General features: G+C 59.4%; 21 protein-coding genes. 20 read left to right on the top strand and 1 reads right to left on the bottom strand.

Annotated elements, in window-relative coordinates; genetic code table 11:
• Positions 1–15: 15 nt before the first annotated feature.
• Positions 16–3,168, top strand: coding sequence for an error-prone DNA polymerase (locus tag GTP90_RS11315; RefSeq protein WP_161083618.1), 3,153 nt, complete (start codon positions 16–18; stop codon positions 3,166–3,168).
• On the opposite strand, the gene GTP90_RS11320 is transcribed toward GTP90_RS11315, so the two are convergent.
• Positions 3,169–3,591, bottom strand: a complete 423-nt coding sequence (locus GTP90_RS11320) for a PRC-barrel domain-containing protein (RefSeq protein ID WP_161083619.1) — start codon at positions 3,589–3,591, stop codon at positions 3,169–3,171.
• A gap of 203 nt (positions 3,592–3,794) precedes the next feature.
• Here GTP90_RS11320 and pyrG point away from each other — a divergent pair, with 203 nt between their 5' ends.
• The 19 genes from pyrG (at position 3,795) to GTP90_RS11415 (ending at position 19,533) form a co-directional block, all read left to right on the top strand.
• Positions 3,795–5,483: a CTP synthase gene (gene pyrG, locus GTP90_RS11325; protein ID WP_161083620.1), complete on the top strand. Its 1,689-nt coding sequence runs from the start codon at positions 3,795–3,797 to the stop codon at positions 5,481–5,483.
• On the top strand, positions 5,480–6,334 hold the full coding sequence (gene kdsA / locus GTP90_RS11330; protein WP_161083621.1) for a 3-deoxy-8-phosphooctulonate synthase: 855 nt from the start codon (positions 5,480–5,482) through the stop codon (positions 6,332–6,334). The genes pyrG and kdsA overlap by 4 nt, the downstream gene beginning before the upstream one ends.
• A 129-nt stretch (positions 6,335–6,463) precedes the next feature.
• Entirely contained in the window at positions 6,464–7,747 is a 1,284-nt protein-coding gene (gene eno / locus GTP90_RS11335) for a phosphopyruvate hydratase (RefSeq protein ID WP_161083622.1), read from the top strand.
• A gap of 43 nt (positions 7,748–7,790) precedes the next feature.
• Complete coding sequence (gene ftsB / locus GTP90_RS11340) at positions 7,791–8,111, top strand: cell division protein FtsB (RefSeq protein ID WP_116990291.1); 321 nt, start codon at positions 7,791–7,793, stop codon at positions 8,109–8,111.
• 6 nt (positions 8,112–8,117) lie between these two features.
• A complete protein-coding gene (locus GTP90_RS11345) occupies positions 8,118–8,915 on the top strand; it encodes a substrate-binding periplasmic protein (RefSeq protein WP_161083623.1) in 798 nt (265 codons plus the stop codon).
• A 4-nt stretch (positions 8,916–8,919) separates the two neighbouring features.
• Complete coding sequence (locus GTP90_RS11350) at positions 8,920–9,318, top strand: VOC family protein (protein WP_161083624.1); 399 nt, start codon at positions 8,920–8,922, stop codon at positions 9,316–9,318.
• Positions 9,319–9,325: 7 nt separating this feature from the next.
• A complete protein-coding gene (locus tag GTP90_RS11355; protein ID WP_254451825.1) occupies positions 9,326–10,282 on the top strand; it encodes an SRPBCC family protein in 957 nt (318 codons plus the stop codon).
• Between the two features lie 38 nt (positions 10,283–10,320).
• Entirely contained in the window at positions 10,321–11,235 is a 915-nt protein-coding gene (locus GTP90_RS11360; RefSeq protein WP_161083625.1) for a L,D-transpeptidase family protein, read from the top strand.
• Positions 11,236–11,313: 78 nt separating this feature from the next.
• Positions 11,314–11,622, top strand: a complete 309-nt coding sequence (locus GTP90_RS11365; protein ID WP_161083626.1) for a DUF4124 domain-containing protein — start codon at positions 11,314–11,316, stop codon at positions 11,620–11,622.
• Positions 11,623–11,741: 119 nt separating this feature from the next.
• Positions 11,742–12,149: a DUF3997 domain-containing protein gene (locus tag GTP90_RS11370; RefSeq protein WP_161083627.1), complete on the top strand. Its 408-nt coding sequence runs from the start codon at positions 11,742–11,744 to the stop codon at positions 12,147–12,149.
• Between the two features lie 1,050 nt (positions 12,150–13,199).
• Positions 13,200–13,493, top strand: coding sequence for an ExbD/TolR family protein (locus GTP90_RS11375; protein WP_161083628.1), 294 nt, complete (start codon positions 13,200–13,202; stop codon positions 13,491–13,493).
• Between the two features lie 61 nt (positions 13,494–13,554).
• Positions 13,555–14,196 carry a DUF6928 family protein gene (locus tag GTP90_RS11380; RefSeq protein ID WP_161083629.1) on the top strand — a complete coding sequence of 214 codons (642 nt, stop codon included), beginning with the start codon at positions 13,555–13,557 and terminating at the stop codon, positions 14,194–14,196.
• A 46-nt stretch (positions 14,197–14,242) separates the two neighbouring features.
• On the top strand, positions 14,243–14,770 hold the full coding sequence (locus GTP90_RS11385; RefSeq protein WP_161083630.1) for a hypothetical protein: 528 nt from the start codon (positions 14,243–14,245) through the stop codon (positions 14,768–14,770).
• A 503-nt stretch (positions 14,771–15,273) separates the two neighbouring features.
• Positions 15,274–15,654: a hypothetical protein gene (locus GTP90_RS11390; RefSeq protein ID WP_161083631.1), complete on the top strand. Its 381-nt coding sequence runs from the start codon at positions 15,274–15,276 to the stop codon at positions 15,652–15,654.
• A gap of 106 nt (positions 15,655–15,760) precedes the next feature.
• Positions 15,761–15,955, top strand: a complete 195-nt coding sequence (locus GTP90_RS11395) for a hypothetical protein (protein ID WP_161083632.1) — start codon at positions 15,761–15,763, stop codon at positions 15,953–15,955.
• A 792-nt stretch (positions 15,956–16,747) separates the two neighbouring features.
• Positions 16,748–17,611: a hypothetical protein gene (locus tag GTP90_RS11400; protein ID WP_161083633.1), complete on the top strand. Its 864-nt coding sequence runs from the start codon at positions 16,748–16,750 to the stop codon at positions 17,609–17,611.
• 199 nt (positions 17,612–17,810) lie between these two features.
• Positions 17,811–18,119, top strand: a complete 309-nt coding sequence (locus GTP90_RS11405; RefSeq protein WP_254451826.1) for a VOC family protein — start codon at positions 17,811–17,813, stop codon at positions 18,117–18,119.
• 85 nt (positions 18,120–18,204) lie between these two features.
• Positions 18,205–18,897: an aspartate/glutamate racemase family protein gene (locus tag GTP90_RS11410; RefSeq protein ID WP_161083634.1), complete on the top strand. Its 693-nt coding sequence runs from the start codon at positions 18,205–18,207 to the stop codon at positions 18,895–18,897.
• A gap of 15 nt (positions 18,898–18,912) precedes the next feature.
• A complete protein-coding gene (locus tag GTP90_RS11415; protein ID WP_161083635.1) occupies positions 18,913–19,533 on the top strand; it encodes a glutathione S-transferase family protein in 621 nt (206 codons plus the stop codon).
• Positions 19,534–19,541: the final 8 nt, after the last annotated feature.

A 19,541-nucleotide genomic window follows, 5' to 3' on the forward strand; every position in this document is an offset into this window, starting at 1 on the left:
ACACAGTACATCGCCATGAGCACCATCTTGCCGGCCTATGCAGAGCTGTTCTGCATGACCAATTTCTCCTTCCTGCAAGGCGCGTCCAGCGCCGAGGAATTGGTCGCGCGCGCCGCTCAGCTGGGCTACGCCGGCCTGGCCATCACCGACGAATGCTCACTGGCCGGCGTAGTGCGCGCTCACGCCCAGGCCAAGGATGCCAACCTGCCGCTGGTGATCGGCAGCCATTTCCACCTGAAGAACCCGGACGGCAGCCAGGCGCTGTCGCTGCTGGCGCTGGCGCAGGACCGCGAGGGTTACGGCAATCTCTGCGAGCTCATCACGATAGGGCGCAACCGCGTCGCCAAGGGCAGCTACCTGCTGACGCCGGCCGACCTGGCCGCGCCGCCGCCGGCCTACGCCCACCTGAAGGGCTTGCCCGGTTGCCTGATGATCCTGCTGCCGCATTACCCGGCCTTCCAGCCGGACGACGTCGACCGCCTGCACGCGCAGGCGGCGTGGATGGAGGTGACGTTTCCCGGCCGTAGCTGGATGGGACTGAACCTGCTGCAGCGCGCGCTGGACGAGGCGCACCGCCTCAGCATCGACGAGGTGGCGCTGCAGCACGGCATGCCGGTGGTGGCGCTGGGCCACGTGTGCATGCACGTGCGCTCGCGCAAGCCGCTGCTCGATACCCTGTGCGCGGTGCGCGTCGGTAAGCCGGTGGCCGAGTGCGGCTATGCGCTGGCGCAGAACGCCGAACAGCACCTGCGCTCGCGGCTGCGGCTGGCCAACCTGTATCCGCCGCAGGCGCTGGCCGAAACGCTGAACGTTCTTCAACAATGCAAGTTCAGCCTGAGCGAGCTGCGCTACGAATACCCGCACGAGCTGGTGCCGCCGGGCCACACGCCGGGCAGCTATCTGCGGCAGGAGGTCTATGCCGGCGCGCAGGGACGCTTCCCGGCCGGCGTGTCCGCCAAGGTGCGCGGGCAAATCGAGAAGGAGCTGGACCTGATCCGCGAGCTGAAATACGAGCCGTACTTCCTGACGGTCTACGATATCGTCCGCTACGCCCGCTCGCAGGACATCCTGTGCCAGGGCAGGGGATCTGCGGCCAACTCGGTGGTCTGCTACTGCCTCGGCGTGACCGAGGTCGATCCCGAGCGCAGCAACATGCTGACCGGGCGTTTCATTTCCCGGGAGCGCAACGAGCCGCCCGACATCGACGTCGACTTCGAGCACCAGCGGCGCGAGGAAGTGATCCAGTACATCTACAAAAAATACGGCGCCGACCGCGCCGCGCTGGCTGCCGTCGTCATCAGCTACCGGCCCAAGAGCGCGCTGCGCGACAGCGGCAAGGCGCTGGGCGTGGACCTGGCCATCGTCGAGAAGGTGGCCAAGGCGCACCACTGGTTCGACAGCCGCCACGACCTGCTGGGCCGGCTGGCCGAGTGCGGGCTGGACCCGGAATCGCAGCTGGCCCAGCAGTGGGCCGCGCTGGCGATCGCCTTGCTGGGCTTCCCGCGCCATCTGTCGCAGCACCCGGGCGGCTTCGTCATCTCGCACGAGAAGCTATCGCGGCTGGTGCCGATCGAGGCCGCCACGATGGAAGGGCGTTGCGTGATCCAGTGGGACAAGGACGATCTTGAAGAGCTGGGCTTGATGAAGGTGGACGTGCTGGCGCTGGGCATGCTGTCGGCGTTGCGGCGCGCGCTGGCGCTGGTGGGCGCACAGCGTGGCGCGCCGTTTCGCATGCAGGACATTCCCAAGGAAGACAAGCCCACCTACGCCATGATGTGCGAGGCAGACACCATCGGCGTGTTCCAGATCGAATCGCGTGCGCAGATGAGCATGCTGCCGCGCCTGCGGCCCAAGGAATTCTATGATCTGGTGATCGAGGTCGCGCTGGTGCGGCCGGGGCCGATCCAGGGCGGCATGGTACATCCGTATCTGCAACGGCGCATGAACCCCAAGCTGATCGATTCTCCGCCGGGGCTGGATGAAGCGCTCAAGCGCACACTGGGCGTGCCCATCTTCCAGGAGCAGGTGATGCAGATCGCCGTCATCGCCGCCGGCTTCAGCGAGGGGGAGGCCGACCAGCTGCGGCGCGCCATGGCCGCGTGGAAGCGCAAGGGCGGGGTCGATAAATACCAGCAACGCATCATGGACGGCATGCGCGAGCGCGGCTACGACGAAACCTTCGCCGCCGCCATCTGCGAGCAGATCAAGGGTTTCGGCGAATACGGCTTCCCCGAATCGCACGCCGCCAGCTTCGCGCTGCTGACCTATGCCAGTTCCTGGCTCAAATGCCACGAGCCGGCCGCCTTCCTGTGCGCGCTGCTCAACAGCCAGCCGATGGGTTTCTACAGCCCGTCGCAGCTGGTGCAGGACGCTAAACGCCACTGCGTGCAGGTGCGCGAGATCGACGTCACCGTCAGCGGCTGGGATACCTCGCTGGAGGAGCGGGTGGGCAAGCGCAACCAGCCGGCCGTGCGGCTGGGCTTGTCGTTGATGAAGGGCATGCGGGAGGAGGCGGCCCAGCGCATCGAGCGGGAGCGCGCGCTGCGGCCGTTCGCCAGCGTGGCCGACCTGGCGCGGCGCGCCGACCTCGACCGTCACGACCTGCAGGTGCTGGCCGCCGGCAACGCGCTGCAGGCGCTGGCCGGCAACCGGCGGCAAGCGCTGTGGCAGGCGGTCGGCGCCATGCCGGACAAGGATTTGCTGCGCCCCACCACGCCGGTCGAGGACCAGCCCGAGCTCAAACCGCCGACCGAGGGCGAGGACATCCTGGGCGACTACCGCTCGCACGGGCTGACGCTGGGCCGCCATCCGCTGGCGCTGCTGCGGCCCAAGCTGCTGGAACATCGCTTCATGCCGGCCTCCACGCTCAACACCTACACCAACGGCATGCTGGCGCGCGGCTGCGGCATGGTCACGGTGCGCCAGCGTCCGGGCACGGCCAAGGGCGTGCTGTTCATCACCATCGAGGACGAGACCGGCAGCGTCAACGTCATCATCTGGCCGGCGCTGGTCGAGCAGCAGCGGCGCGAGGTGCTGGGCGCGCCGCTGCTGGGGGTGTACGGCGTCTGGCAGCAGGAGGGCATCGTGCGCCACCTGGTCGCCAAGCGGCTGGTCGACATGTCCCACCTGCTGGGACGGCTGCCGACCGTCAGCCGCGATTTCTGCTGATCAGCGCCGCAGGCCGGCGGCGCGGTTGCCGCTGGTGCCGTAGTAGGTGTGGATCTGGCTGGCCCAGGTCTGGTTGGCCATGTCGGGCCAGTGGTCGGAATCGAAACCCGGGGCGTTTTCAATGCGCTCCTTGTCCAGGTTCAGCGTGAAGCGCTTGTTGATCGTGTCCAGCGCCAGCGCCTCCCAGGGCACGGCGAACAGTTTTTCGCCCAGCGTGAACACGCCGCCGTACGACATCACCGCGTAGGCGATGCCGCCGGTGCGCATGTCGAGCATGATTTCCTTGATCTCGCCCAGGTGCTCGTTTTTCAGGTTGTGGACGTGGTTGCCGATCAGCGTGTCGGCGCCCATCAGTTCCGGGCCGGGGCCCTTGTGGCCGTGGTCCACATACATGCCCAGGGCATCGAGTTCTTCGTAGTTCATTTTGACCTCCCAGATTATCAATGAGGCATCATTTTTGACCGGCTGGACAGGGCGGTCTGTACGGTGCAGCACAGTGGGAGCGCATGGGCACGGCCAGGGGCGGGCACGCCCGGGCGTGGATTTTTCCGGGCAGGAAGGTGAAGAATCGCATCTTTTAGGGTATAATTTCAATTTCCCGCACGTGCCGTTCGGCACCATCTGCAATGACCAAATTTGTCTTCGTCACTGGCGGCGTCGTGTCTTCCCTTGGTAAAGGGATTGCCGCCGCCTCTCTCGCCGCGATCCTCGAATCGCGCGGCCTCAAAGTCACCATGCTCAAGCTCGACCCGTACATCAACGTCGATCCTGGCACGATGAGCCCTATGCAACACGGTGAAGTCTTCGTCACCGACGACGGGGCGGAAACCGACCTCGACCTCGGCCACTACGAGCGCTTCATTTCCACCCGGATGAAAAAGGTGAACAACTTCACCACCGGCCAGATCTACGAATCGGTGATCCGCAAGGAACGCCGCGGCGAGTACCTGGGCAAGACGGTGCAAGTGATCCCGCACATCACCAACGAAATCCAGGATTACATCCGCCGTGGCGCCGAAGGCTACGACGTGGCGCTGTGCGAAATCGGCGGCACCGTGGGCGACATCGAATCGCTGCCGTTCCTGGAAGCCGCTCGTCAGCTGAGCCTGCGCGCCGGCCGCAAGAACACCGCCTTCGTCCACCTGACGCTGGTGCCGTTCATCGCCTCCGCCGGTGAACTGAAAACCAAGCCGACTCAGCACTCGGTGCAGAAGCTGCGCGAGATCGGCATCTCGCCGAACGCGCTGCTGTGCCGCGCCGACCGCGCCATCCCGGAAGACGAACGCGCCAAGATCTCGCTGTTCTCGAACATCGAAGAGCAGGCCGTGATCTCCGTGTGGGACGTCGACACCATCTACAAAGTGCCGCAGATGCTGCACGACCAGGGCCTGGACGCGATCATCTGCGAAGCGCTGGACCTGAACCCGGCCCCGGCCGACCTGTCGGTCTGGAGCCGCCTGATCTACACGCTGGAACATCCGAAGACCGAAGTGTCGATCGGCATGGTCGGCAAGTATGTGGAACTGACCGAGTCGTACAAGTCGCTGACCGAAGCGCTGCGCCACGCCGGCATCCACAACGAATGCAAGGTCAACATCGAGTACATCGACTCGGAAGAGATCGAGACCACCGGCTGCGCCGCGCTGGGCAAGTACGACGCCATCCTGGTACCGGGCGGCTTCGGCAAGCGCGGCGTGGAAGGCAAGATCATGGCCGCCCAGTTCGCCCGTGAGAACAAGATCCCTTACCTGGGCATCTGCCTCGGCATGCAGGTGGCGCTGATCGAATACGCCCGCCACAAGGCCGGCCTGACCGCCGCCAACTCCACCGAGTTCGACCTGGAAACCTCGCAGCCCGTGGTCGCCCTGATCGACGAATGGCAAGGCCAGGACGGCAAGGTCGAGAAGCGCGACGAGAACTCCGACCTGGGCGGCACCATGCGCCTGGGCGCGCAGACCTGCGCCATCAAGCCGGGCACGCTGGCTTCGGAAATCTACGGCGCGGTGGTCACCGAGCGTCACCGCCACCGCTACGAAGCCAACAACCACTACCTGCCGCGCGTGGAAGCGGCCGGCCTGGTGGTCGCGGCGCGCACCCCGACCGAAGACCTGTGCGAAATCATGGAACTGCCGCGCACCGGCGAGAACGCGCACCCCTGGTACATGGGCGTGCAGTACCACCCTGAATTCAAATCGACCCCGCGTGACGGCCATCCGCTGTTCACGTCCTACATCAAGGCAGCACTGGCCCACAAGGCCGCCGGCGGCAACCGCCTGCACGCTGTCGCCGATGCACTGCAAGGAGATGCGGCATGAAACTCTGCGGATTTGACGTTGGCCTCGACCAGCCGTTCTTCCTGATCGCCGGCACCTGCGTGATCGAATCGCGCCAGATGGCGTTCGACACCGCCGGCGCGCTGAAGGAAATGACGGCCGCGCTGGGCATCCCGTTCATCTACAAGTCCTCGTTCGACAAGGCCAATCGTTCCTCCGGTACATCGTACCGCGGTCCCGGCCGCGACAAGGGCCTGGAGATCCTGGGCGACGTCAAGCGCGAGCTGGGCGTGCCGGTGCTGACCGACGTGCACTCGATCGACGAAATCGCCGAAGTCTCGGCGGTGGTCGACGTGCTGCAAACCCCGGCCTTCCTGTGCCGCCAGACCGACTTCATCGTCGCCTGCGCGGAATCGGGCCTGCCGGTCAACATCAAGAAGGGCCAGTTCCTCGCCCCGCACGACATGAAGAACGTCATCGACAAAGCCCGCCTGGCCGCCCGCGCCAAGGGCCTGAACGAAGACAACTTCATGGCCTGCGAGCGCGGCGCCTCCTTCGGCTACAACAACCTGGTCTCGGACATGCGTTCGCTGGCCATCATGCGCGAATCGAACTGCCCGGTGGTGTTCGACGCCACCCACTCGGTGCAACTGCCAGGCGGTAACGGCACCTCGTCCGGTGGCATGCGCGAGATGGTGCCCGTGCTGTCGCGCGCGGCCGTGGCCGTGGGCGTGGCCGGCGTCTTCATGGAAACCCATCCCAACCCTGCAGAAGCCCTGTCGGACGGCCCGAACGCCGTGCCGCTGGGTCGCATGAAGGAGTTGCTGTCCACGCTGATCGAGCTGGACCGCATCACCAAGAAAGCCGGCTTCCTCGAAAGCAGCTTCAACTAATGCAGCATACCTGGCGTACGGGTTTCCGTATGAGTGGCGCCCGCGCGCCGGGTACAATCCCCGTTATTTCGTCCGCAACGCGCATCAGAACGCGTAGCGACTTCGCATCGCCTAACTTTGGAGAATGACATGAGTGCTATTGTTGACATCATCGGACGTGAAATCATTGACTCGCGCGGCAATCCTACCGTCGAATGCGACGTGCTGCTGGAATCGGGCGTGATGGGCCGCGCCGCCGTGCCGTCGGGCGCGTCGACCGGTTCGCGCGAAGCGATCGAGCTGCGCGACGGCGATCCGAAGCGTTACTTCGGCAAGGGCGTGCTGCAAGCCTGCGAAAACATCAACACCGAAATCTCGGAAGCCATCATGGGCCTGGACGCCAATGAGCAAGCCTTCCTGGACCGCACCCTGATCGACCTGGACGGCACCGAGAACAAGGCCCGCCTGGGCGCCAACGCCATGCTGGCCGTGTCGATGGCCGTGGCCAAGGCCGCCGCTGAAGAAGCCGGCCTGCCGCTGTACCGCTACTTCGGCGGTTCGGGCGCGATGCAGCTGCCAGTGCCGATGATGAACGTGATCAACGGCGGCGCGCACGCCGACAACAACCTGGACATCCAGGAATTCATGATCATTCCAGTGGGCGCACCGTCGTTCAAGGAAGCGGTCCGCTACGGCGCCGAAGTGTTCCACACGCTGAAGAAGATCCTGCACAAGAAGGGCCTGAGCACCGCCGTGGGCGACGAGGGTGGTTTCGCGCCATCGCTGGCCAACCATGAAGAAGCGATCAAGCTGATCATCCAGGCGATCGAAGAAGCCGGCTACGAGCCAGGCACCCAGGTCGCCATCGGCCTGGACTGCGCAGCTTCCGAGTTCTACAAGGACGGCAAGTACGAGCTGGAAGGCGAGGGCCTGAGCCTGACCGCCACCGAGTTCACCAACCTGCTGGCGACCTGGTGCGACAAGTACCCGATCATCTCGATCGAGGACGCGATGCACGAAGGCGACTGGGACGGCTGGGCGATCCTGACCAAGGAACTGGGCAAGAAGGTGCAGCTGGTCGGCGACGACCTGTACGTCACCAACACCAAGATCCTGAAGGAAGGCATCTCGAAAGGCATCGCCAACTCGATCCTGATCAAGATCAACCAGATCGGCACCCTGACCGAAACCTTCGCCGCCATCGAGATGGCCAAGCGCGCCGGCTACACCGCCGTGATCTCGCACCGTTCGGGCGAGACCGAGGATTCGACCATCGCCGATATCGCCGTTGGCCTGAACGCCCTGCAGATCAAGACCGGCTCGATGTCGCGTTCGGACCGCATGGCCAAGTACAACCAGCTGCTGCGCATCGAGGAAGACCTGGGCGATATCGCTTCCTACCCAGGCCGCGACGCGTTCTATAATCTGAAGTAATTTAGCAAGCGCGGCCGGACCCGTTCCGGCCGCTGTCGACTCCATGCGCCTGATCACCCTCGCACTGGCAGCCCTGCTGCTGTTGATCCAGTACCCGCTCTGGCTGGGGAAGGGGGGATGGCTGCGCGTGAAGGACTTCGAAGGGCAGGTCGACACCGCCCACAAGAAAAACGCGGAACTGATCGCCCGCAACGCCAAGCTCGACTCCGAAGTGCGCGACCTCAAGGACGGCACCGGCGCGGTGGAGGAGCGTGCTCGCTACGAGCTCAGCATGATCAAGCAAAACGAAATCTTCATCCAGATCGTCGGCAAGGGCCAGGCCGCAGCGCCGCCGCCACTTGCTCCTAAACCTCCCGAAAACTGATCACGCATGGCGATTCGCGCTGGCATATTGCTGATGTTGGCCACGCTTGCCCCCGTAGCGCACGGCGCCGGCGCCTGCACGCCGTTGCGGGTTGGTTATATGGACCAGAACCGTCCGCCATACTGGATCGGAGAGGGCGAGCAGGTGCCCGAACCGCCCGGCGCGGCGGTCGACCTGATCCGCAGCGCCGTCATGGAATCCGGCTTCAACTGCCCGCCCACGCTGGTGCGCCTGCCGGTGGCGCGGCTGCGCGTGGCGCTGGAGGCGGGCGACATCGACATGACGCCGCTGGGCGAGTTGCCCAGCTACGCGCCGTCGGTGGCGCTGCCGCGCGACAAGGACGGCAACGTCGACCTCAACCGAGCGCTGCACAACACGCTGGTGGTGCTGGTGCGCGCCAGTGACAAACTCCCGGCCAGCACCAATCCCGGCGAGTATTTTCGCGGCAAGGTGCTGGGCGCGACGCAGGGCAGCAGCTCCAACGCCCGCCTGCGTGAATCCGGCCTGACCGTGGACGACGGCGCCCGCGACCTGGAGCGCAACATCGAGAAGCTCAAGCTGGGCCGGGTGGACGGCGTGGTGGTCAACCTGGTCAAGCCCGAGCACCTGGCCGCCACCTTGAAGCGCTATCGCGGCGTGGTGGTGCAGCTGCCGCAGCCGCTGATCAACACGCGGCTGTGGCTGGCCTTCAACGCCAGCTACTACCGCGCCCATCCTGCGCAGGTCGAAGCGCTGTGGAGCTGGCTGGACGCCCATCGCGGCCACCTCGGCACCTTCGTGCAGCGATACCGGAAACCGGACTAGACCCATGACAAATCCTTTGAACCATATCAGCGCCATCAGCCTGTTCGTCGAGGACGTGGCGGCGGCCAAGGCGTTCTACGTCGACGTGTTCGGCGCGCCGGTTGTGTATGAGGACGCGGTATCGGCCGCGCTCAAGTTCGACACGCTGATCGTCAACCTGCTGCACACGGGCAGCGCGCCGGAGATCATCGCGCCGGGCGTGGTGGCGCCGCGTGAGGCGGGCTCGCGCTTCCAGCTCAGCATCTGGGTGCCGGACGTGGACGCGGTCTGCGCGCACCTGCGACAACGCGGCGTGACGCTGCTCGCCGGCCCCGTCAACCGCCCATGGGGCATGCGCACCGCAAACTTCGTCGACCCCGCCGGCCACAGCTGGGAAGTCGCACAACAACTGGAATCGTCGTAAACCGTCCATGAAAAAACTCTATCTATTTGCCTTTGGCGCGGCCTACGGTTTGTTGATGCGCGTGGTGTTCGGGTTTGCGCCTTTCTTCCACACCGAATACATGGGTGCCGCAAGCGGGCCGATGCTGACTTCCTTTGTGGTGCTGGTGCCGCTGGTGCTTGGTATTTACACCGTCTACGCTGCGCGCGATGACGCGCCGGAGTATGGCTATGCGATCCTTGCGCCCTGGGCGCCGATGTTTGCCTTCGTCGGCGGCACCGCCTTGCTGCTGATCGAAGGTTCGATCTGCATCGTCATGGCCCTGCCGATTTTTATGATCAGCGCTTCGCTGGGCGGCCTGCTCGGGCTGGTCCTGATCCGCAACGTCAAGTTCAAATCCAGCTCGATGAACGCGCTGCTGATGCTGCCTTTGCTGAGCGGCTACGCCGAAACCCACGTGGCGCTGCCGCAGCAAATCAGCCAGTCGACCGAGACCATCCACATCGCCGCCAGGCCGGAAGTGGTGTGGGGACTGATCAATCACGCGGTCGACATCCAGCCGGCCGAGATGAGCGGCGGCCTGGCCTACATGATTGGCGTGCCGTATCCGATCGAGGCCGTCACCCAGCCAGGCGCCGCCGGCCGCGTGCGCAAGCTGCGCTGGGACAAGGATGTGCGCTTCGACGAGCCGATCACGGCCTGGGAAGAAAACCGCTACATCAAATGGACCTACGACTTCAAGCCCGACTCCTTCCCGGCCGGCGCGCTGGACGACCACGTGCTGATCGGCGGCCGCTACTTCGACCTGGTCGACACCTCCTACCGCCTGCAACCCGAGGCCGGCGGTACCCGGCTCGACATCGTGGTCAGCTACCGCGTCAGCACCAATTTCAACTGGTACGCCGCGTGGTGGGGCAGGGTGCTGGTCGACGATTCCGCCAACGCCATCCTGCGTTTTTACAAGCGCCGCAGCGAGCGGGCTTGAGCTAGAATAGGCGCCCACATCGTCAGTCGAGTTCTGGTTTGAGAGTCTTGTTTTTTGCAATAGCGCTGGCGACGGCCGGCATCGCCCAGGCCGCCACCGTCGGCCCGCACGCCAAGGGCGATCAGGTTCTACGGGCACAAGTGCTGCTGGACCGCGCGCACTTCTCGTCCGGCGAAATGGACGGCGCCTACGGCAGCAATATGCGCAAGGCCATAATCGGTTTCCAGAAACTGCACCAGCTGCCGCTGACCGGCGTGGTCGATGCCGCCACCTGGACCGAACTGGAGCGCGACCAGGCGCCCGTGCTCGACACCTACACCGTCACCGCGCAGGACGTCGCCGGCCCGTACGCACCAATCCCGGCCGGCATGATGGCCAAGTCCAAGCTGCCGGCGCTGGGCTACGTCAGCCTGGCCGAGGCGCTGGGCGAGCGCTTCCACAGCAGCCCCGACCTGCTGCGCCGCCTCAACCCTGGCAAATCGCTCACGCGCGCCGGCACCCAGCTGACCGTGCCCAACGTGGCCGCCGCCAAGCCGTTGCCGAAGGCCAGCTCGATCCTGGTCGACGCCCACGACGGCACGCTGACCCTGCTCGACGCGGGCGGCATGCCGTTCGCGCAATTCCCTGCCAGCACCGGCAGCAAGCACGACCCGCTGCCCGAAGGCCGCTGGCAGGTGCGCGGCGTGGCCACCAATCCCGAGTACCGCTACAACCCCAAGCTGTTCTGGGACGCCAAGGCCGGCGACGCCAAGGCCCGCCTCGCGGCCGGCCCCAACAACCCGGTCGGCGTCGCATGGATCGAGCTGAGCAAGGAACACTACGGCATTCACGGTACGCCCGAGCCGGGCAAGATCGGCAAGACCCAGTCGCACGGCTGCATCCGCCTCACCAACTGGGACGTGATGGCCGTGGTGCACTCGATCGCGCGCGGCGCTGTGGTATTGCTGCAATAGTGGTGACATTTCAATAGATTTCTCGGCAGAACTTTTTCGTACAATCGGCGGGTCGATTCTCCATGAGAACAACCCATCATGTCCCGGACCCTGCTCACCATCGCCTTGCTGTGCGCCTGCGCCAGCGGCCACGCCCAGATCTACAAATGGGCCGACGCCCAGGGCCGCATCCACTACACCGACAACAAGGATGACGCCGGTGACGCCCCGGTCGCCGAGTTGAAGATGAACGGCGAGCCGACCGTGCTGCCGGCGCCGAAGGCCCGCGCGCCGACCTGGCAGCAGCGCGAAGCCGAGTTCAAGCAACGCCTGCAATACAAACTGCTGGCACCAAGCTATCGTGTCCGCAAACAGCTCGAGCCGGAGAGGGGGGAACGTCAGTCCTGAACATTGGCAGCCGTGGCCGCTTACGTGTTTAAATAATTTCCCAGACTGACAAGGGCAGTCTGGGCGGATAGGAAAGGGCTTGGTCTGGTATCGGCCAGAACCGGACAGTGAAAAAAACGATGCAAAAGACTATCTTGCTCATTCTACTGCTGTTGACGCAGCTTGTTGGTTGCTGGCAAACCGTCGTATTTGATGAAAAAATCACTGGCCCTTACCGCTTGTCGGCCATAGACATCACAGAAGAAATGAGTGTTTGTTATGAGTTGAAAGAAGAAGATACTTGTATTGGACGCATCCCTGAGATGGTATTTTCGGTTGGCTGGAATGAGAACTTCATCGTAGCGAAGCAACATCCATCGGGTAACAAAGCCGTCACTAATTATTTCATCTTGGACCGTAAAAAAGATGCGAAGTATGTGGACCCAAGTGTTACTGTTAAAGGTCCACTATCTGAGCTGGAATACAAGGAAAAATCCAACCTTATGTCATTGCCCGAGTTTACTCGGACTTTTGATGATTTACGATAGCCTTCAGCTTTCGGCCATTACCAGATAGCCGAATTGAAATAGGCTATCAGATGACCAGTGCATTGGAGAAAATATGGCGCTTCCAGATAAAAAACCGTAGAAGAAGTTGCTAAAGTCGTACGCATTACTTTTTTATACTGATTTAGAAGGTGCAGTATATTCAGTTAAGTCAGGATTTTCATGGAACGAAGACGATACAATTAATCGCGGACGATCAAAATTTAAGAAACTAAGTGATCCACAGCCGCTTTAGGAAATTTTTATTTTCAATGCCAGTCCTTGGACTGTAGAAAAAATTGTCGATTGCATATGTAGGTAATGATGTCAACGTTCTGATGAGTAGCGGCGTAGATTTTTCGATGTGGAGTGGTCCCAAAACAATTGAGCGGACTCCGCGCCTCTCGTGGGTTGGCTTTAGAAATCTGGAAATTATGGCGGATAACTTGAAAAGTGAAGGCTGGTGTTTCGATGACAATTGGCATTCATTTTAAAGTGAATCTGGAAAAAGGTGAAAGCGCTGCTGAAGGCTACGCCGAACCCGAATGATAGGCATTTACCGAGCTTCTCAAAACGGCCAGAAGCAGACGGAGTTGGATTGTCGAACGGGGCTCCAATTTTTGTGAGTAAATTGCATGAGGATTCGAAGTATTCTATTAACCATAGTAGCGCTATTCACGCTGAGCAGTTCGGCGAGCGAGTCAAGAATAGTCGAAAAGCTGAAGCAAGCTAAGAATAAGCAGCAGTGTATTGAGCGAGGTGGGAAATGGATTCTTTTCCCAATGGGCCAGTTCTATTTTTGTGCAATCGAAACCGGTGACTCGGGTAAGACATGTTCTGATGATAACGAGTGCCAAGGTGACTGCACTCCCGTGAAGAACAAGGCGGTGAAGCCAGGCATCTGTGCACCGACATTGCCTATGCCAAGCGGATGCTCGGAGCATATAGTTGGCGGCAAGATAGTCGCGGAGCCGTGTGTTTAAACCGGAGCTGAAACCGGCTATTACCGGACAATCTTGAAGCGAGCTAGTACGCAATTAGGGAGTTAAAAAAATGCGCTTAGGAGTGAAAATTTCCCTAATGGCTTTGATTTTAATTTCGGGGTGCGCAATCGAAGAAAAGCGGACTGAAATCGCGATTTCCAGCTTTGAGTTTAAGGTTGATGGCGAAACCTACACCTCTCGACAATCGCTTGCCGCTGCTTTAATTTCGAAGAAAGTGAAACGAGTTCAGTTCCTGCCAGACAAGAATACTAGTTATCAACAAGTTAAGGCTGCGATGGAAGCCGCGCAAGAGGCCGGAGTCGCTGATATTGGACTGGTTGGCAACGTGAGAGACAACGAATAAGTGACAGTTTAGCCGCTTCAGCAACCGGCCAGCAGCAGACGGACAAAAATAAAGGAATTTAATGGGTGCGAAGACTTGGATGCTCGTTTATAGCAAAGGCAATCCCGAAGAGATCTTAAAAAGCAATCCCATACTTGATCAAGCGGCTACAAGCGAATTTGCGAAGAAGTTATTTTCGCCTGAGAAGATAACGCCTTCAGGTGACGGAGATTTGTCGTTCACCTGCCCAGCTGATGATAAGTTGGTTGTTGGATGCTTCCCTGGGCTCACCATAGTTGCGGCCAAAGAGTTTGGCATCGACCTTCCTTCGCAGCTGCCAGCTAAATTCATTGATGCCTGGCCAGGTCACTCTGTTTATTTGCACGCGATGCACAGCTCCGTTGATTGGTTCGCATATGCGGTGTGGAAGGACGGGAAACTGCAGCGTTCACTTAGTTTGTCGCCGGACAGCGGTATATTGGAGAACACGGGAGACAGGCTAACTTTCGAGGAGCCCTACTGGAACGGTGAGCATCCTGCTTTGGATCCCGAGGAAGAAGATGACGACTACCCATTCCCATTTCATCCGCTAGAACTAGGCGAAGCAGCTTTACTTTCGTTGTTTGGCTACCAGCTTGAAGGGTTTATAGACCCCACGCAGTTGGCTCCGGAAAAAATACCACTGATGCAGTTCACTCGAAAAAAATCATGGTGGCGGCTTTAACGGCTCAAACCGGCCAACAGCGGACCGTGACCTATAAAATTAAAATATGGAAATTCATTTCACGGACAAATTCGATGAAGGACAATACGACCGAGTCATTACTGTTGGCGGTGACGGGGCAGACACTACCGTTGCCACAAGCGTTGCCATTTTCGATGATGAAGGTCTACGAACCCGAGTGAACGTGCTATCCAACGCCGGAGCCTCGTGCTTCCAAGACGTTCGATGTATAGCCAGCCTCGTGTTTATTGGCTTTGGTCGATATGTATTTATTTTGGATGCAAAGGCTGGTGAGGTAACTGGCCATCGACTCGATGGCTATTTCGGCCGTATATACGATGGTAGCGATTTCGAAAATCTTCCCACAAAATTTTCCATACTCGTTACATCCGCCTCAGAGGCGCTAGCGTTCTCGAGGACGGGTGAGTTGCTTTGGATACGGGAAAATCTAGGAATTGACGGAGTGCTTCTGCATGCAGCAGATTCGAGACAATTCGACGGCGAGGGGGACTGGGACCCACCTGGCGGATGGCGGAAATTTTCGGTGTTGGCGGATACAGGTACCGTCTTATAACGGCCACAAGTGGCCCCATAGGCGACCGAGTAGATGAAGGTCTAAGTGAGATGACTGATAAAGAATTTTTGCCGGAGAATTTTGCGCGTCGGTCAGGCATTGGACAGGACGATACTGAGCTTCGTAGGTGGCTACGGTCGCGCCCAGTGACAGAACGATTGGCGTTTATTAACGAACTTTTCGGCCATAATTACAGATACGCAATTTCTCTCACGCGTTCCTCGCAGCTCCCGATAGAGGACGTGGTACAGCTACTTGAAGGGTGGCTGTTATTAGGGAAACATAACTGTAGCTATGGCCTCATGCAAGGGCTAATTCCTCTACTCGGTGAGCGACGGTTTTGGACGACGGCAGCGAAACTTGAACTGACGCCGGACATGTCGGATTTCTTGAATTACCATAGCCACGGAAAACTTCGGAATTATGTGGCTGAAATTAAGCCGCTGACTGTGTCGTAGGCGTCTCTCGGCCAGAAGCCGCCGGTCATATAAGGGTACTCAAGAGTGCAGATAAGTAATCAAGACGTTGATGACGCGGCACTGAAGGCCGTTGGGCATGATGCCGTTCGCCTTCTGTGTTCCGGGGACATAACCACCTTGGCTTCTCGCTTTGGATATGCTACTGCACTTGGCCGGGAACCAGCTGCAGCTATTCAGGAGGACCTAAAAGAGTGTTTAGAACAGATTGGCGCTTCCGGTTTAGCATATAAACTTGAACTCGGCTATGAAGTGAAATTCTTCGCCCCGAACGCTCCCAATCTCTTCGCGTTAGTCGAATGTGTCATTCCTGTCAAACATGTCAGTGGTGGCGTTTTGGTCGAAGTTATCGTGACGTCGAACGGAACTGATAAGTATGCGACGTTAGAGCAAATTAGCGTGGCATAGTGAGGCCGATTCCGGCCAGGAGCCGTCTTTGAGGTCGCGCGAGCCAACAAAATTCGACAAAAAAGTAGGGTAAAAAGTGAAAATAAGTTTCTTCAAGAGAAATGCAATGTACATCGTACCTATACCATGGATTTTTTTGTCGGCCTTGGAATTTTGGATGGCGCTCCATCAGGGCGGCGATACGAAATACATTGCCGCATTTGGTTTTGGTGGTTTAGCGGCTCTGTTCTATGTTGGCCAGAGGCGCCGTTATGAGGCGCTCCTGACTAGCGAAAAAGTGAATCGTAATTTGGGCAGCTGACGGCCAGTTACAGACATTCGCGTAAGCTGGGACATCTTGGCTTCAACATTTTTCTGGAACCTTCGCGAAAATACAGCAGGTAAGCAATGAAATTTAAATGCAACAAATGTGGAACAATACTGACGAAAGAAGTTACAAATTATCCTGTCGAGCTATGTGAGGAAGATGGGCAAGACCTGATTCCTGAAGGAGCTACGATCCAGGATGACGAGTGGTCAAATGGGCAGTGGGTCATTAATTCTAAGGATGCTTTGTCAATGGAGGTGATTGACAAACCTGGAAGGCTAAACGGTTGTTGTGACTTAGATGGGTGCGACGGCCCCAATTTAGTATGTGGAACATGTAAAGCAGAGGTCGCCACCGCAAAATATGACTGCTGGATGCCTCGACACATAATCATATCAAACGAAGGTGCTGATGCCGTTAGCTAAAAAATGATGTCGTCTATCGACGACTGAAGTCGGCCATAAGCGGCCTGTTTTTTACAAATTTCCCGTGGAAGCCGTGGCGAGATTTTTCAATCGATACGGCATCCTAGATTACTATATTTTTATCTATAGCTATGGGTTACGATCTACACATTACAAAAGCCACTGAGTGGTCACAGAGTTCGGAAATCGCATCTATAAGGGATGTTTATCAACCGAGAGTCCCAAAACCGTTGGAAGATTGTGGTTTTACAGAAGTTACAACCGAAAATAAAAGTTCGCTACCCTCGTCGAATGAAGTTCATGCTGATTCTAATTAGGGAGGCTTATGCGTAAATTACGGACCGACCCAGTCGAGTTCGATATGTCGGCAGTAACAAAATCTGGCACCCACATAACTTTTGACATAAACGACGTAAAAAGTACGATCAGTTTATTGGACAACACGACGATTGGAGTCAAACGTAATAAAAACTCAAAAAAAGAGACACGTCATACAAAAATTAACGTAACGTTTCGCCAACCAATGTATTTTAGCCGTGCGTGTCTGACTATGGATGGGCGATCAATCCAAATCTACGGACGCCCTGCTTCAATCCTTGACTTGCCAGATTCGTTATTGAGTCCAAGCGAGGTGGAGGTTCTCACATTCTATGAGGGAAAGGAGAAACGCAGAGTTATAAATGCATTTTATTTCGAAAATTCATCCCCGCCTGCCACAGTTCATCGTCTATTAGAGCGGTATAACCACCTTTATGCAATTGATACCAATACAATAAATTTCAAGGATATAGGAACGATATCGTTTACCACTGTCTATAAAGGTTTTCTAAAAGACTTGGGGGGGGGAGCGTACGGGCAAAGTTCAGGAGAAACGGTATTCCAAGATTACCGCCTAAATGTTCCTGGCAATCCAGAGGTGTCGGCGTGGCGTGTTTTGATTTCAAGGATTCAAGAGTCTGATCCAAAGCCTTTGGGGCGAATCGGGATAATCGTCGATTCTGAGCTTGGAAAAATCAAAGACATCAATTTTAGACGAGAGCCACTTATTGATGATTTCTACCTTCCGCCTAATTTCGAACTCATATTCGCTTCAGATAAATCAGGAAAAGAAGAATATTTCTCAAATAAACTCATTGCATCGTGCGAATCAAATTCGAAGCGCATGCTTGGAGAAATTGAGCGTGACAATAGACTTGTTCGAGTAACGGATAAAGTTGCCGTATGACATAGATTTGATTAAAATCCGGTAACTTAATTAAACGATTTCGCCAATGACCGTTTTGGGGCGCAAGCGGTCTGGCCATCTCCGCGCGCCCTCGCTAAAATGACAGCCGGAGGTGCATATGGCTATTTATCTTGATCATTTGTTGGTGCCCGTGAGCGACAAGCTCGCGGCGGCAAAGTAGCTGGCGGAATTGCTGGGCGTGCCATGGTCCCCCACCGGCGTCGGCCCGTTCGCGCCGGTGTTCGTCAATGACGGCCTGACCATCGACTTCGACCAGTGGCCCGAACCCATCCCGCTGCAGCACTACTGCTTCCGGGTGGAGCAGGCGGACTTCGACGCCATCCTCGGCCGCATCAAGGCCGCCGGCATTCCCTACCGCAGCTCGGTGCACGCCGATATCGACTATCAGGTCGGCAGCTACAACGGTGGCCGCATCGTCTACTGGAACGAGCCCGGCGGCCATCAGTGGGAGATCCTGACCGTCAGCTACGCCCGGGCCGAAGCCTGAAACGCGCGCCGTGCGCACCAGCGGCCGCTGCGCAAATGCGCGGCGCCGTGTATGCTTGCGTTCCGGACTTCTTGGGGGAGTGCAATTGAAAACGATAGGGCTGATAGGCGGCATGAGCTGGGAATCGACGGTGCCTTACTACCGTCAGGTCAATGAGACGGTGAAGGCACACCTGGGCGGTCTGCACTCGGCCAAGGTGGTGCTGTACAGCGTGGACTTCCACGAAATCGAGCGCCTGCAACACGCCGGCGACTGGGACGCGGCGGGCACCATGCTGGCCGATGCGGCCCGCGCGCTGCGCGCCGCCGGCGCCGACTTCCTGGTGCTGTGTACCAACACCATGCACAAGGTCGCGCCCGCCATCGAGGCGGCGGTGGACATCCCCCTGTTCCACATCGCTGACCCCACGGCCGCCGCCATCAAGCAGGCCGGCCACACCAAGGTGGGCCTGCTGGGCACGCGCTTCACGATGGAGCAAGCCTTCTACAAGGACCGCCTGCGCGAGCGCCACGGCCTCGACGTGATCGTGCCCGGCCAGCACGACCGCGACATCGTCCATCGCATCATCTACGAAGAGCTGTGCCTGGGCCGCATCGTCGACGCCTCGCGCGCCGAGTACCGCCGCATCATCGCCGGCTTGGTGGAGCAGGGCGCACAGGCTATCATCCTGGGTTGTACCGAAATCTCGTTGCTGGTCGCGCCGCAGGATGCGGACGTGCCGCTGTTCGACACCACCGCCATCCACGCGCGCCAGGCCGCCGAGTGGGCGCTGGCTTAACTCATTGGAGAAAATATGAAACTGATCGGCATGCTTGACTCGCCCTATGTCCGCCGCGTGGCGGTGACCTTGCAACTGATGGGCGTGCCCTTCGAGCACCAGTCGCTGTCGGTGTTCAGCACCTTCGATCAATTCCGCCAGATCAACCCGGTGGTCAAGGCGCCGACCTTCCTGGCCGACGACGGCACCGTGCTGATGGATTCGACGCTGATCGTGCAATACGCGGAAGCGCTGGCGATGCCGTCCAGCCGCCTGACGCCGTCGATGCCGACCGAGCTGCTGCGCTCGCTGCGCGTGCTGGGGCTGGCGCTGGCCGCCTGCGACAAGGGCGTGCAGCTGGTGTATGAGGGCATGGTGCGCCCGACCGCGCACCAGCCGTGGGCCGAGCGTGTGACCGTGCAGCTGCTGGCGGCGTTCGACGCGCTGGAGGCCGAGCTGCGCGCGCATCCGTTGTCGGTGGCGGCGCTGGACCACGCCGGCGTGATGACCGCCGTGACCTGGCACTTCATGCAGCAGATGCTGCCGCAAGTGGTGGACGCGTCGCGCTATCCGCTGCAAGCCGAGTTCTCGCGCCAGGCGGAAGCGCTGCCGGCCTTCCGCGCCGCGCCGCATGGCGACAGCACTTACATCGCTTAACTACCGAT

The sequence above is a fragment of the Duganella vulcania genome, from assembly GCF_009857655.1.
Classification (GTDB): Bacteria; Pseudomonadota; Gammaproteobacteria; order Burkholderiales; family Burkholderiaceae_D; genus Rugamonas; species Rugamonas vulcania.

What these genes read in the sequence shown, in the direction of transcription:
- GTP90_RS11315 (WP_161083618.1), top strand. Translation starts at nt 16, where the DNA reads ATGAGCACCATCTTGCCGGCCTATGCAGAGCTGTTCTGCATGACCAAT.
- GTP90_RS11415 (WP_161083635.1), top strand. Translation starts at nt 18,913, where the DNA reads ATGAAACTGATCGGCATGCTTGACTCGCCCTATGTCCGCCGCGTGGCG.
- GTP90_RS11355 (WP_254451825.1), top strand. Translation starts at nt 9,326, where the DNA reads ATGAAAAAACTCTATCTATTTGCCTTTGGCGCGGCCTACGGTTTGTTG.
- GTP90_RS11345 (WP_161083623.1), top strand. Translation starts at nt 8,118, where the DNA reads ATGGCGATTCGCGCTGGCATATTGCTGATGTTGGCCACGCTTGCCCCC.
- GTP90_RS11385 (WP_161083630.1), top strand. Translation starts at nt 14,243, where the DNA reads ATGGAAATTCATTTCACGGACAAATTCGATGAAGGACAATACGACCGA.
- GTP90_RS11320 (WP_161083619.1), bottom strand. Translation starts at nt 3,591, where the DNA reads ATGAACTACGAAGAACTCGATGCCCTGGGCATGTATGTGGACCACGGC.
- kdsA (WP_161083621.1), top strand. Translation starts at nt 5,480, where the DNA reads ATGAAACTCTGCGGATTTGACGTTGGCCTCGACCAGCCGTTCTTCCTG.
- ftsB (WP_116990291.1), top strand. Translation starts at nt 7,791, where the DNA reads ATGCGCCTGATCACCCTCGCACTGGCAGCCCTGCTGCTGTTGATCCAG.
- GTP90_RS11370 (WP_161083627.1), top strand. Translation starts at nt 11,742, where the DNA reads ATGCAAAAGACTATCTTGCTCATTCTACTGCTGTTGACGCAGCTTGTT.
- eno (WP_161083622.1), top strand. Translation starts at nt 6,464, where the DNA reads ATGAGTGCTATTGTTGACATCATCGGACGTGAAATCATTGACTCGCGC.
- pyrG (WP_161083620.1), top strand. Translation starts at nt 3,795, where the DNA reads ATGACCAAATTTGTCTTCGTCACTGGCGGCGTCGTGTCTTCCCTTGGT.
- GTP90_RS11375 (WP_161083628.1), top strand. Translation starts at nt 13,200, where the DNA reads ATGCGCTTAGGAGTGAAAATTTCCCTAATGGCTTTGATTTTAATTTCG.
- GTP90_RS11400 (WP_161083633.1), top strand. Translation starts at nt 16,748, where the DNA reads ATGTCGGCAGTAACAAAATCTGGCACCCACATAACTTTTGACATAAAC.
- GTP90_RS11395 (WP_161083632.1), top strand. Translation starts at nt 15,761, where the DNA reads ATGTACATCGTACCTATACCATGGATTTTTTTGTCGGCCTTGGAATTT.
- GTP90_RS11365 (WP_161083626.1), top strand. Translation starts at nt 11,314, where the DNA reads ATGTCCCGGACCCTGCTCACCATCGCCTTGCTGTGCGCCTGCGCCAGC.
- GTP90_RS11380 (WP_161083629.1), top strand. Translation starts at nt 13,555, where the DNA reads ATGGGTGCGAAGACTTGGATGCTCGTTTATAGCAAAGGCAATCCCGAA.
- GTP90_RS11350 (WP_161083624.1), top strand. Translation starts at nt 8,920, where the DNA reads ATGACAAATCCTTTGAACCATATCAGCGCCATCAGCCTGTTCGTCGAG.